The sequence below is a fragment of the Murinocardiopsis flavida genome (genome assembly GCF_003014485.1).
Taxonomy (GTDB): domain Bacteria; phylum Actinomycetota; class Actinomycetes; order Streptosporangiales; family Streptosporangiaceae; genus Murinocardiopsis; species Murinocardiopsis flavida.
Genome location: NZ_PYGA01000012.1, coordinates 1 through 12,253 on the forward strand (window position 1 = coordinate 1; position 12,253 = coordinate 12,253).

Sequence of the window (12,253 nt, forward strand, 5' to 3'; positions counted from 1 at the left end):
GCAGGGAGCATCCGGACAGCAGGATCGCGGCGCACACGGCCGCGCCGATCTGGCGTTTCATGGCAAGGGTCCTCGTGTGGGGGAACTGAAGGACTGCTGGCTATGGGGTTGTGCCGCGGCCTCGGCCGCGGGCGTTCTCGTGGTGGTGGGACGCGGCCGGAGCCCGCGCGGATCCCGTGGTTGTGAGGGGTGTCCGCGGATGGGGCACGGACGACCGGGTGCGTGGCGGTCAGGGGGCCGCGGGGGCGAACGGGTCGCTGGGGGTGAACGGGTGGTGGGCCGTGGCCGGGGCGGGCGGCGCCGGTGCGGCCGGGGTTCCAGCGCGGTAGGCGGCCACGACGGGTCCCGGGATGCGTCCGCGGGTGCTGACCTCGTAGCCGTTGCGTGCCGCCCATGCGCGGACCCGTGCGGGCTCCTCCGGGTCGGGGCGCGGGGCCGAGCGCTTGCGCGCTGTGGCGGTCGTGCGGGCCGCCTCCACGAACGGGGCCAGGGCCGCGCGGAGCAGGCGGGCGTTGTCCTCGCTGAGGTCGATCTCGTAGCGCCGGCCGTCGAGGCCGAAGTCAATGGTCTCCTCGGCGCGGGAGCCGTTCAGGTCATCGATCAGTTCCACCGTTGTGCGCTGAGCCATGCTCTCCCCTTTCACCCATACGCGTATGGGTACCTGGTCACGAACCCGCTGGGATCGCCCGCGCCGCTAGCCGGCGTCGGCGCGGTTGCGCGTCTTGTTCTCGTATCTGGCGATAATGGAGGAGACGGAGGCCCCTGTGCGCTGCTCAAGAAATGCGCCCAGGAGGCGGAACATCTCCTCGCTGGCCTGCGTGTCCTGCTCGGGGGAGAGTGCGGCGCGCAACGTCGGGCGCTGTTCGTCCGGGAACGCCGAGCGCAGCACCAGAACCGGCCATGCCGGGGATGCCTCGCAGTCGAGCCGCAGCGCGAGCCAGTGGTTGAATCCGAGGAGGAGCCCCCAGTCATTGCCTGCGTCGCAGCCGTTCACGAAGACGGTGAACTGAAGGAACGACCCGTCCAGCCCATAGTTCTTGGGGCGTTTCTGCACGTCGTTGAAAAGAATGCGGTAGTCCATCGGCAGGAACCTGTCAATCCAGTTGTTCGAAGTCAAGGTACTGGCCATTAAATTCCCAGAGCTGCTTCCATTCTTCGACAGGCATGCCTTTCCGGTCGGTGAATTCGTCGTAGACGCGCCCGTCGCGGATGACGACCTCGTGGGTGCGCCACATGGTGTCGTGGCCGCGGTACTGACCGAGGTAGGGGGCGCCGGCGGAGTCGCTGATCCGGTACCGCTGCCCGCCGATCTTGCCTTGGATCTGCCGGGCCACCTGTTCGCATCCGAAACTGTCGCAGGCTTCGGCGGGGTCGCGGGGCGTCCAGTCCTCTCCCAGATCGCCGCAGTCGTCATTGTGGACCAGGACGGGCTGGTCGCCGGCCATCACGTAGTAGGTGTGCAGTCCGGCGACGGTGAGGTTGCGGGCCTCCTGGCCTGGAGCGGTGCGGTGCTCGACGCCGGCCACGGTGGCCCAGGCGCCGTTGCTGCCGCGCAGCCGGGTGCCGGCCCGCACGTCCTCGGCGTCGACCCACGCGGCCCGGTCGGGTGCCCAGAAGGGGTGCTCGGCGGTCGCGGTGACCGTCGAGGCGGCTCCGGTGCGGCCGGTGAGGGTGATCTCGACGAGGTCCTTGGTGCCGGTGCCGGCGATCAGGTCGGTGACCGGACGCGGACCCTCGCGGCCGGTGCGCGGGTCGAAGGCCAGGACCTCCTCGCCCTCCTGGACCGCGGAGATGGGCTGTGTGGAGCCGTCGGCCATGAGGACCGGGGTAGCGGGCAGGAAGCTGTTGGCCTTGCAGGAGCCCCGCGGCGTCTCGGCCTCGCCGTCGCGCCGTGTCCCGGGCTTGTCCGGGCCGCCCGCGCGGGGGAGCGGCGCCGGGGCGGGGGCGGGCGGCGCCCCGCCCTTGCCCGCGGCGCCCAGCCCTTTGACGGCCTTGCCGCCGGGGACGAGGTCGGCGAGCGAGCCGAGGACGTGCGCGCCGGCCTTGCCGTACGCGCCGTTGCCGGCATAGCCGCGCGCCTGGTCGTTGACCAGCCAATTGCCCGGGCTGAAGGGCGAGTGCAAGGTGTTGTAGGCCGCGTTGTCCCATAGGTGGCGGCCGATGCCTGCGACGTAGTCGCCGCGCTGCCACTGCCGTGCCAGGCGCATGTCCCGCTGGAGTTGGTGGCGGTCAATCTCGTCGCCGGCCGCCACCAGCGACTCCCCCGCGCGCTGCCCGGCCTCCACCGGGTGCAGGAACGCGTTTCCGGTGCCGCTGAGGATCCCGCCGAGGATCGCCCCGCCCTCGGTGTCGAGGTCGTGGAAGTGCCCGCGGAGCCCGCCGGGCCGGGGGTTGGCTTCGACGCCTTGGGACTCGGCGTACTTGCGCACGGCATAGGCACTCGGGTTGAAGTACTCGGCGAGGGTGAGGTCGGGGGTGGGCAGGGTGAGGGCCGGTTCCGCGGCGTCGCCGAGCCAGGCCCGCTGCAGCGACCCGCCGCCGGGGTGGAAGGCGGTGCCGATGCCGCCGAGATCGCTGAGCAGCGCGCGCGGGCTGGGGGCGTCGAGGTCGCCCAGCCCGGGCCAGAGCCCCGGGTCGGGCTCGGGCTGGGCGGGCGAGTCGGGCGGGCCCTTGGGCGCCCCGGTCGGCGGGTCGCCGCCGCCCGGAGGCGGCGACGGGGTCGGGTTTCCCGGGCCCGCCTGCGGTGCGGTGCCGTCCCCGCTGAGCAGGGCGTCGACGGCATCCTGCACGGAGGTGCGCAGCAGGCTGAGGACGCCCGAACCCAGCAGGCCGCCGAGTACGGCGGCGCTGAGGACGATGAGGGCGGCGTATTCGACGAGGGAGGCCCCGCGGTCGGGATCGTGGATTCGCAGCAGCATGAACTCACCTGGGGGATGGGCGTTTCGCGGGCACGGCGAATAGGGCCGCGGCGCGCACGGGGCCGCCGCCGGCGAATGCGGGTCAAGGTCTGGTTCAGGTCAAGGGCGGAGCAGGAATTCCCGCGAATCGGCGCGCAGGGAGAAAATGAGTATTGCGAGCGGGATGAGCATCTGCGAAATCCAGGTGAGCCCGGCCCCGACCGAGGCCAGGGAGGCGAGGATCCCGCAGACGCCGAACGCGATGAGCCCGCAGAACAGGACGGTCCCCCGTTTGGGCAGCAGCATGGCCAGCAGGAACGCCGCGGCGCCGGGGGCGGTCACGAACACGAACGTGGCCAGCAGGACCAGCGGTGCGGATCCCTCGGTGAGAATGAGCCCGGCGCTGGCCAACACGGATATGACCGCGAACGCATACAGCGCGACGCGCACGATCTTCAGGCTGGCGGGAATTCGGGTGAGCACGCTCATTGTCATCCACCCGCCTTCGCAGGGCGGCGAAAAAAGGGACATTCGGGGAAAACAGCGCACTTCGCCGTGGTCTCCATTGGGGGCCTCCTGTGGTTAATAGGAAATGGAGAGGTTTCACGGTAACGCAGTGACTTCGGGCTGTCATGGGACTTATGGATTGCGGCCGGATCAGGTCAGGGGTGTCTACCGAAAATGCCGCCCCGGGCCGCACGCGCGGCCCGGGGCGGCGGGGCCCCGGACGGGTTCCTGCGGGCCCGTCCCCCCTTGATCTGGCGGGCCCGCAGGGGCGGCAGTCGTCGCCGGCGGTGGAGTGCGGGCGCGCCGCGCCGTTCCTGCCGCCGCGCCGCACTGACGTGCGGTGCGCCCGTCCGGGGCGGGCACCAGTAGGGCTCGACTCCGCGCCCGGGGTCAAGCGGTCGGCCGAGTCGTTTTCGCCCGTCCCGGCACTGCTGGGGCGGGGCGGGCGCGCCGGGTGAGTTTTCTTGTGGCACCGGCTTGCCGCGGGGGGCGAAGGTGAGCCTGGATGCGGGTGCGCACGCCCGCCCCGGGTCTGCGCACCGACCACGGGTTGGAGGCGACCCCGATGTCTGCGACACCCCGCACCCGCACCCGCTGCTGCACCCGCCCGCTGCCCGCCTGTGCGCGCGACGTCGCGCGGATCCGCGTCTGGGCCGCCCGTCGGCTCGTCGGCCGCGCCCGCAGCGAGGAGGTCCTGCTGGTCGTCAGCGAACTGGCCACCAATGCCCTGGTCCACGCCTCCGCGCCACCGGGGTCCCGGCCCGGCGGGGTGGTGCTGCGCCTGGATGCGCACGGGGTGGAGGTCCGGGTGCACACCCCGGCCGCTCCGGGACGCGTCCCGGCCCCGCGGGCCGCAGGGACGGGCGCGGAGTCGGGGCGCGGCCTGGCGCTGGTCGCCGCCCTGGCCGATGCGTGGGGCATCGATCCGGGTCCGGACCGGGTGCGCGTGTGGGCCCGCTTCGCGACCGGGGGTGCGTGATGGCGCTGCTGCTGCGGCCCCGGCCCCGCGGCGACGCGAAGCCGCGGCGGCGCTTCGGCCGTTACGTCCAGGCGGCCGCGCCCCCGCCCCCGCCCCCGTCACAGGGGCCGGCCGAGACCGCCCAGGCGCTGTTCGCCGCGCTGCGCCGCGCCGGGGCCGTGCGGGTGTACGGGGCGGTGCACGCGACGGTGGCGGTGGTGTCGCTGCCTGGCGCCACGGTGTGGTGCCGGGCCGGGGAGCTGTCCTGGACTGAGCGGGGCGGGGCCGCGGTGCGGCTGGGCTCCGCCGACATCGACCGGGCGGTGCGGCTCCTGCTCGGCGCGGCCGGGCCCTCCGTCGCCTGAGTGCGCCGCGGGTCCGGCGCGGTTCAGTCGGCGCGGTAGCGGTGGGGGCGCGGCCGGGACCGCTGCGCGGGGGCGGGGTGGTGCAGGGCGGCGGTGAGGATCTCGGCGATGTCCTCGGCGGTGAATCGCACGTGCTTGCCCAGGCGCCGGTGCGGGACCTGGCGGGCGGCGACCTTGGCGCGCAGCCACGACGGGCGGACGTTGAGGTACTCGGCGGCCTGGTCGATGCTCAGCAGCGGCGTGTCCAGCCCGCTCACCGGCGCCCGCCCGTGCCTGCGCCTGCCCCGCGCAGGGCGCGGCGATCCTGCTCGCTGGTGCCGCCCCACACCCCGTAGGCCTCGCCGCTGCCGAGCGCCTCGGCCAGGCAGTCCCGGCGCACGGGGCAGGCGGCGCACAGGCGCTTGGCGGCGCGCACCGACCCGCCCTGGGCGGGGAAGAACAGGCCGGGGTCCGCGCCCCGGCAGCGGGCGGCCTCATGCCAGCGGCGGTCGGGTGTGCTCATGGTGCGGGCTCCTCACGGGGTGCGGGCAGCGTCGTGGCCGCGGCGGGCTCCGGGGCGGGGGCGGTGATCCGGTTGAGGATGCGCTGGCCGCTGCGGGTCTGCACGCCCAGGCGGCGGGCGAGTTCGGCACCGGTGATGTGGGGGTGGTCGGCGAGGATGCGGCGGGCCCGGGCGTCGTTGCGGTCGCGGCGGTGCTTGCGCTTCTTCTTGCGGGAGAGTCGCGTTGGGTCCGGACCCGGCGCCGCATCGGGCGGGGCGGGCGGTGCGGGGCCTGTGCTGGGGTTGTGGGCCGCCGGGTCCGGACCGTGCGGGGGGCGCGGCGCGGGCGCGGTCGCGGCGGCTGCGGCAGGGGGCGGGGTCGCCCCGGGGTCCGGACCCGCAGCCGGACCTTCGGGCGCCTGCGGGCCGGACCTTCCCGCGGTGCCGGCGGGGGGTGTGCCGTACCAGAGGTGGGCGCTGAGCGCCTCGGCCGGTTCCCCGGGCCCCGGGGCGGCGGGGCCGCGGCCCGGGGAACGGGGGGCCGGTGCGGCCGGGCGGGCGGGGGCGGAGCGCAGCCGGGTCTCGATGCGGGCGAACTCGGCGCGGTAGCGGGGGGCGGCCTCGGCGAGCAGGATCAGCAGGACGGGGGCGATGGCGTGAAGCAGGATCCCGGCCGGGTCGGGGTCCAGGCGCAGCACCCCGCCGGCCCCGGTGGTGAACACGCTGCTCCACACGTTGAGGGTGAGGGTGACGCCGCCGGTGAAGGCGCGCAGCAGCCACGCCCACACCCCGGCGCTGGCGCCGTAGCGCGACAGGACCGCGTCCGAGGACAGCACGGCCCACAGGGCGATGCCGACCAGCGGCTCCAGCAGCCACGCGATCCAGGCGGGCACCCCGTGCGCGATCGCGAGCAGGGCGACGTTGACGGTGGAGAACGCGAGCGCGCCCGCGGCCACCGCGGTCAGGGCCCGGTCCAGGTTGCGCCCGGCGCGCTGGATCCGGGTCAGTTCGGTCGCGGTGGCCGCGGGCATGCGCAAGCTCCTCACAGCGCGAAGACATGGGGGGCGGGGTGGGGCTCGCGGTCAGTCGGGGCGGATGTTGGGGGCGTAGGTGGCCAGGGCGCGATGGCGGGCGCGGGCCTCATCGCTGATGGCCACGACCCGGTAGGCGGCGGCGCCGATGCGGTGCTCGCAGGTGGTGTGGCCGTCCTCGCGCACCACGGGGGCCTGGAGGAGGTCGGCGATGCGTTCGACCTCGGCCTCGCGGGCCTCGTCGTCGCCGCCGGGGAAGTAGCAGAGGTCGAAGGTCGCGAGGTCGTGAACGGGCAGGTCGGGGCGGGCGTGCAGGAAGCCGGCCAGGGCGTGGATCTGGGCGAGGATCCGGGCGCGCGCGGGGGCGTCGGCGGTGTGCATCAGGGGCCTTCCTCGGGGTGTGCGGCCGATCGGTTGAGCAGGTGGGTGAGGGCGTGGGCGGCCTGCTGGGGCACGACGCCGTTGCCCAGCGCGCGGAACTGGGCGCGCCGGGCCAAGGCGAGGTCGGTCCCGGTGACCCAGCCGGGATCCAGGCCCATGGCCCACTCGACGAAGGCGGGCCTCAGCCGGGGCCGGCCGCGCCGTCCGGGCTCGGTGGGTGCGGGGGCGCGGCGTCCGACGGCGTGCTCCCAGCGGGCGATGGCGGGGGCGTAGCGGCCCCACCGCTGTGCGGGATCAGCACCGGCCGAAGGCGAACCCCCTCGGTGGTGGGCAGGGCGCTGGGCGGGGCGGTGGCGGCAGTGGGCCGGACCGGATCCCCGGTCGGGCCCTCTGGACGGGGCGCGGTGGCGCTGTCGGCCTCCCGGGCGGGCCCCCGCGCGGCATCCCGGCGCCGCCCGGTCGGCCCGGGGCCCGGTGCGGGCGCCGTGTCCAGGTGGCACAGCACATCGGAAAGCAACACCTGGCGCCCGCGGGCCCGGCGCACCACCGGGTCGGCCGGTCCCCCGCTCCCCTCGCTCGCGCACGGGGTGGGCAGCAACGAACACCCGCTCGCGGCGGTGGCAGGCGCCGATGTCGCCAGCACGTAGGCTGCACCACCGCGCGTCATACCCTGCCGCGGCCAGGTCCGCGAGTACCCGGTCCAGGCCCCGCCCTGTCCAGCGCAGGCCGGCCACGTTCTCCAGCACGAGGAGTCCGGGTCGTAGATCGCGAACGGCGCGGGCGACGTGGACCCAGACCCCACTGCGCTTTCCCTTCTCGATGCCGGCGCCGCGCCCGGCCCCGGAGACGTCCTGACACGGCCATCCCGCGGTGAGGATGTCGACGCGCTCCTGGCGGGCCCAGTCCACGGCGGCGAGGTCGCCGAGGTTGGCCGTGCCGGGGAAGCGCACCTTCAGCAGGCGGGCGATGTCGGGGTCGTCATCGGCGGTCCAGGCCAGGCGCGCCCCGCCCAGGGCGGTGGCGACCCCCATGTCCAGGCCGCCGTATCCGGTGCACAGCGACCCGATCACCGGCAGCGCCCCGGACGGGGCGGGCCGGTGAGCGCGGGTGCCCGGGACGGCCGATGCGAGCGCGGGCCTCACGGCGCCCCCTCCCCCGCGGGGCCGGTCGGCTCCCCCACGGGGCCGCTCACCGCGGCCCCTCCCCCCGGATTGGCCAGCACGAGGACGTCCTCGTGCTGGATGACGTGGGCGGGCAATCCCCGCTCGCGCAGCCGCCGGGTCTCGATCATCTGGAAGAACGAGGCGCGCCCCACCAAGCCCTCGCCGCGCAGCGCGCACAGCAACGCCGCGCACCGCTCGACCAAGACCAGCCCGGCGTCCTGGGCCGCCTCGGCCACCTGGGACGGGAAGTCCACCAGCCGCCCCTTGATGCGGAACGGGCGGGTCGTGATGACGACGCGGCCGCCCGGGCAGAGCAGGGGGCGGCACTGGACGAGGATCTCGGCGAACGCACTGAGCAGCGCCTCGGGGCGCTGGTAGGCGAGGTTGGCCCTGTCGCGGTCCTGGTTGTACAGGTGGGCCCACTTGTCGACCTTGCGGTCGGTGGCGCCGTCGCGGCGCGAGCGGACCCGCCCGTGCGTCATCGACCCGTACGGCGGTGAGGTCAGCAGCAGCGCGGCCCCGCCGACGGGCGGGGCGACTTCGGCGGCGGCGGTGCGGGCGTCGCCGGTGTGCACGGTCGCGGACCCGGGCGCGCCCTGGGCGGCGGCCCGGGCGAGGTTGGCCCGGGCCGTGGTGGCGAACGCGGTCTCGAGTTCGATGCCGAGCCCGTCGCGGCCCAGGTGCACGGCCTCGACCAGGGTGGTGCCGATCCCGCACATCGGGTCCAGCACGGTGTCGCCGGGGCGGGTGTAGGCGGTGATGGCGCGCCGGGCGATCGCGGGCAGCATCCGGGCGGGGTGGTCCAGGGTCTCGGGAAGGTAGCGCTCGGCGCGCTGGGCGCGGGCCTGGAGCTGGCCGGTGGCCCACACCGAGCGCCGGTCCGGCCCGGGGTCGGGTGCGCTCATCGGCCCACCCCCGCCCGTGCGGGCGTTGCGGTGCGGGTGGGGGCGGTGAAGATGAGGACGTCGTCGTGGACGGGGGTGTGCAGGCTCGCGGCGGCCCGGGCGCTGTCGGGGTTCAGCGGAGCCTGCACCGGGGCGGGGCGGAGGGCCAGGGCGCCGTGGGTGATCGGGGCCCTCAACGCGAGGACGTGCTGGATGTAGGTGAGCCCGGCGGCGGTCGCGGCGGTCGCGGCGAGCCCGGCCAGATCCGGTGTGGCGGCGGGCTGGTGGGGGCAGATGAGTGCGAGCCGGGCGCCGGGGCGCGCCAGCACCGCGCAGGCGCGCAGCGCCTGTTCCAGCGCCAGCGCGTAGGAGCAGGCGTACAGCCCGGTGAGGGTGCCCCGCTCCCGGCCGGCGGGGGTGCCCTGGCCGGGCAGCGGCAGGGCCAGCACGATGAGGTCGCGGCTGCGGTGCGCATCGGGAAGGAGGTCGGCGGCGTCGCGCAGGTCGCCCTGCCACAGCGCTTCGACGTGGGCGGACAGGCCCGGCTGGTCGAGATGGGTGCGGGTCTGGGCGAGGCAGGCGGCCTCGATGTCCATGGCCAGGACGCGCCGTCCCATCCGGGCGGCCTCGGCGGCGATGGTGCCCGAGCCGCACATCAGGTCCGCGACCGCGGAGCCGGGGGCGCAGAGTTCGACGATGACGCGCTGGGCGAGGTCAGGCAGGGTGGCGGGCTCGGCCGCGGCGACCGGGTTCGCCAGGCCGCGCTCGGCCCGCTGGTCCTCAGGCGGCCTCTGGGCGCAGGGCCAGATGGCCATAGGCGGCTGCGGGGTGGTGGACTCGCGGCCGGGGGCGGGATCGGGGTGGTTCATGGGCGGTGCGCCCGCGCGGGGGGTGATCGGTGCCGGATGCCCTGACGCCCACGAAAACTGCCAGGACCGCACCGAAAGTGGACATGCCCGAGCAGAATCCCCCGAGGGCGCCTGCTGCGTACCCGCTCCGTTGCCGGGACCGGCTGTCGCCTCCGGGGATGAGCGTGCCGCACCCGCACGGCTGGTGCCGGAGCGAAAACCCCGGTGTCGGCTTCAACCCCGGTGTCGGCTTCGCGTGGTCACGCACGCGCACGGTGTTGCCGCGTGGCCGGGAACCTTCGTGGCCGCGTGCTGCGGTGAGGAGCTTTGGGCCTTCCCCCTGATTTGTGGACACCTCCGACACTGGAACCAGAGGAGGAGTCCATCTATGGCCATGAAGGTCTACCCGCCTGAGTTCAAGGCCGACGCTGTCGCCTTGTACCGGTCCCGGCCCGGGGCCACGATCGCCTCGGTCGCCGATGACCTGGGCGTCAACCGCGAGACCATGCGCAACTGGATCCGTACCGATGACGGCCGCCGCGGCACCGGGCCCGCCGCGAGGCCGATACCGGGCCCGACCGCCGCGGTGGGGGCACCCACCGCGGAGCAGGAGAACCGCAGACTGCGCGAGCGCGTGGCCGAACTGGAGAAGGAACGCGAGATCCTGCGCAAGGCGGCCGCCTATTTCGCGGGAGAGATGAGGCAGTGAGCCGCTTCTGCTTCGTTGACGACCACCGGGGCGCCTTCGGCGTCAAGCGGCTGTGCCGGGTGCTCGGGCTGTCCCGGTCGGGCTTCTATGCCTTCAGGGCGGGAGCGCCCGCCCGCGCCGTGCGGGCCGCCGGCGATGCCGCTCTGGCCTGGGCAATCCAGGCCGTCCATGAGCAGGACCCGGCCTACGGGGCGCCGCGGATCACCGCCGAACTGCGCGGGAAGGGCTATGAGGTCAACCACAAGCGGGTGGAGCGGGTGATGCGCCAGGCCGGCATCGAGGGCATCCACCTGCGCAAGAGGAAGCGCACCACGGTGCCCGAGCCCTGCGAGGAGCCCGTGGCGGACCTGCTCGGGCGCGAGTTCACCGCGCAGCGGCCCAACACCCGCTACGTCGGCGACATCACCTACCTGCCCATCGAGGGGGGCCGGTTCCTCTACCTGGCCACCGTGATCGATCTGTACTCGCGCCGCCTGGTGGGGTTCTCGATCGCCGACCATATGCGCACCGGACTCGTCGCCGATGCGCTGCGGGCCGCCGCCCGCGAGCGCGGATGCCTGTCGGGTGCGGTGTTCCACTCCGATCACGGGGCCCAGTACACCTCGAAGGAGTTCGCCGAGCTGTGCGATCGGCTCGGCGTGACCCGGTCGATGGGCGCCGTCGGCTCCAGCGCCGACAACGCGGCAGCGGAGTCGTTCAACGCCACGCTCAAACGCGAGACGCTGCAAGGGCTGGGGCTCACATGCTGGGCCACGCTGCGGGCGGCCCGCCTGGCGGTGTTCGCCTGGATCGCCCGCTACAACACCCGGCGGCGCCACTCATGGAACCGCCGCCTCAGTCCGCTCGCCTGCGAGCAGCGCTCGATTAGCCTGGCAACCGCTGCATGATCAACAAGGTGTCCACACTTCGGGGGGAACCCCCCTTTCCCGTCCGGCACGAGCGTTGCGGCACGGAGTGGATGTCGAGGGGGTTATGCAGGTCCTGGTTGCGGCTGGGGTGGGACGGTGGAACGTCGGGGGATGAGGGTTGGTGTGGCGATCAGAGTTCGCGCGGCGGTGTCGTTGTGGTTGAGCAGGAGGTCGAGTGCGCCGGCGGCGATCTGGTCGAAGGGCACGCGCACGGTGGTCAGCGGCACCGGTAGTCGGCTGACGACGGGGATGTCGTTGTAGCCCACCAGGGAGAGGTCCTCGGGGATGCGCAGACCGAGTGTGTGCGCGGCGGCCATGACGCCGATTGCGGTGTTGTCGTTGACGGCGAAGATCGCGGTGGGGCGGTCGGGGTTGTTCAGGAGTGCCCGGCCTGCGGTTTCGCCCGCGTCCATCGAGAACGAGTCGCCTTCGATGAGGGCTTCGTCGACGATGATTCCGGCTTCGGTGAGTGCCTGGCGATAGCCGTCGCGGCGGCCTTGGGCGCTGGAGGCGTAGTCGGGGCCGCTGACCAGCCCGATTCGCCGGTGGCCCAGGTCGAGCAGGTGTCGCGTGGCGAGGTGCCCGCCGAGGCGGTCGTCGCCGATCGAGGAGGCGCTGAGGCCGTCGGTGCGGAGGGCCAGCGCGTACCGCACGGGATGGTTGGCGAGTTGGTCGGCGGGCGAAGTGGGGGTGCGTGCGGTGGTGAGGATGAGCCCGTCGACCTGTCGCTGTACCAGGGTGTCGACGGCGTCGTGCTCAGCTTCGGGCTGGTCCTGGGTGGTGGCCACGAGGGCGGAGATTCCGCGGACGGCGGCGGTTGCGGCGATCTTTTCGTAGAGCATGGCCATGACCGTGTCGGTCAGTCGCGGCACCACCACCCCCACGGTGTTGGTGCCGGTTCGCCGTAGTCCTGAGGCCAGGGAGTTGCGGACGTAGCCGAGTTCGGCGGCGGCCTGGCGGACGCGTTCGGCTGTCGAATTGGTGGAGCGGGGCAGGCGTTCGTCAAGTACCCGTGAGACCGTCGACTTGCTCACGCCGGCGGCCCGGGCGACGTCCAGGATGGTCACCACAGCTGTGAGGTTACCGGGCCGAGAAAGCCGGCAGGGCGAGGCATTGACGGT

At 74.1% G+C, this 12,253-nt stretch carries 14 protein-coding genes and 1 pseudogene; 3 read left to right on the forward strand and 12 right to left on the reverse strand.

Annotated features, from left to right (window positions below; genetic code table 11):
* Window positions 1-319: 319 nt before the first annotated feature.
* From CLV63_RS16885 to CLV63_RS16900, 4 genes and pseudogenes are all read right to left on the reverse strand, one after another.
* Window positions 320-628, reverse strand: a pseudogene (locus tag CLV63_RS16885) (histone-like nucleoid-structuring protein Lsr2); the annotation flags it as partial.
* A gap of 66 nt (window positions 629-694) precedes the next feature.
* Window positions 695-1,081, reverse strand: coding sequence for a hypothetical protein (locus CLV63_RS16890; RefSeq protein ID WP_106584052.1), 387 nt, complete (start codon window positions 1,079-1,081; stop codon window positions 695-697).
* 13 nt (window positions 1,082-1,094) lie between these two features.
* Window positions 1,095-2,918: a polymorphic toxin-type HINT domain-containing protein gene (locus tag CLV63_RS16895; RefSeq protein WP_106584054.1), complete on the reverse strand. Its 1,824-nt coding sequence runs from the start codon at window positions 2,916-2,918 to the stop codon at window positions 1,095-1,097.
* Between the two features lie 99 nt (window positions 2,919-3,017).
* Window positions 3,018-3,392, reverse strand: a complete 375-nt coding sequence (locus CLV63_RS16900; RefSeq protein ID WP_146165582.1) for a hypothetical protein — start codon at window positions 3,390-3,392, stop codon at window positions 3,018-3,020.
* 577 nt (window positions 3,393-3,969) lie between these two features.
* Here CLV63_RS16900 and CLV63_RS16905 point away from each other — a divergent pair.
* Window positions 3,970-4,383, forward strand: coding sequence for an ATP-binding protein (locus CLV63_RS16905; protein WP_106584291.1), 414 nt, complete (start codon window positions 3,970-3,972; stop codon window positions 4,381-4,383).
* Entirely contained in the window at window positions 4,383-4,727 is a 345-nt protein-coding gene (locus CLV63_RS16910) for a hypothetical protein (protein ID WP_106584058.1), read from the forward strand. The genes CLV63_RS16905 and CLV63_RS16910 overlap by 1 nt, the downstream gene beginning before the upstream one ends.
* 23 nt (window positions 4,728-4,750) lie before the next feature.
* Here CLV63_RS16910 and CLV63_RS33590 read toward each other — a convergent pair whose 3' ends face one another.
* The 7 genes from CLV63_RS33590 to CLV63_RS16945 are packed head-to-tail and all read right to left on the reverse strand — an operon-like array spanning window position 4,751 to window position 9,536.
* Window positions 4,751-4,984, reverse strand: coding sequence for a helix-turn-helix domain-containing protein (locus tag CLV63_RS33590; RefSeq protein ID WP_170134242.1), 234 nt, complete (start codon window positions 4,982-4,984; stop codon window positions 4,751-4,753).
* Window positions 4,981-5,229, reverse strand: coding sequence for a WhiB family transcriptional regulator (locus CLV63_RS16920; RefSeq protein ID WP_106584062.1), 249 nt, complete (start codon window positions 5,227-5,229; stop codon window positions 4,981-4,983). Before CLV63_RS16920 ends, CLV63_RS33590 begins: the two co-directional genes overlap by 4 nt.
* Window positions 5,226-6,239 (reverse strand): hypothetical protein, encoded by a 1,014-nt coding sequence (locus CLV63_RS35020; protein ID WP_106584064.1) that lies wholly within the window; start codon window positions 6,237-6,239, stop codon window positions 5,226-5,228. Before CLV63_RS35020 ends, CLV63_RS16920 begins: the two co-directional genes overlap by 4 nt.
* 51 nt (window positions 6,240-6,290) lie before the next feature.
* Window positions 6,291-6,620 (reverse strand): hypothetical protein, encoded by a 330-nt coding sequence (locus tag CLV63_RS16930; RefSeq protein ID WP_106584066.1) that lies wholly within the window; start codon window positions 6,618-6,620, stop codon window positions 6,291-6,293.
* Window positions 6,620-7,762, reverse strand: coding sequence for a DNA cytosine methyltransferase (locus CLV63_RS16935; protein WP_245928875.1), 1,143 nt, complete (start codon window positions 7,760-7,762; stop codon window positions 6,620-6,622). Before CLV63_RS16935 ends, CLV63_RS16930 begins: the two co-directional genes overlap by 1 nt.
* Window positions 7,759-8,688 (reverse strand): TRM11 family SAM-dependent methyltransferase, encoded by a 930-nt coding sequence (locus CLV63_RS16940; RefSeq protein WP_106584068.1) that lies wholly within the window; start codon window positions 8,686-8,688, stop codon window positions 7,759-7,761. Before CLV63_RS16940 ends, CLV63_RS16935 begins: the two co-directional genes overlap by 4 nt.
* Window positions 8,685-9,536, reverse strand: coding sequence for a TRM11 family SAM-dependent methyltransferase (locus CLV63_RS16945; protein WP_106584070.1), 852 nt, complete (start codon window positions 9,534-9,536; stop codon window positions 8,685-8,687). The genes CLV63_RS16940 and CLV63_RS16945 overlap by 4 nt, the downstream gene beginning before the upstream one ends.
* A gap of 367 nt (window positions 9,537-9,903) precedes the next feature.
* On the opposite strand from CLV63_RS16945, the gene CLV63_RS16950 reads away from it, so the two are divergent.
* Window positions 9,904-11,111 (forward strand): IS3 family transposase gene (locus CLV63_RS16950; protein WP_106584071.1). Its coding sequence is split into 2 segments (ribosomal slippage): window positions 9,904-10,204 and window positions 10,204-11,111, totalling 1,209 coding nucleotides; the frame shifts between segments, so codons are not numbered across the junction.
* 83 nt (window positions 11,112-11,194) lie between these two features.
* Here CLV63_RS16950 and CLV63_RS16955 read toward each other — a convergent pair.
* A complete protein-coding gene (locus CLV63_RS16955; RefSeq protein WP_106584073.1) occupies window positions 11,195-12,202 on the reverse strand; it encodes a LacI family DNA-binding transcriptional regulator in 1,008 nt (335 codons plus the stop codon).
* Window positions 12,203-12,253 lie beyond the last annotated feature (51 nt).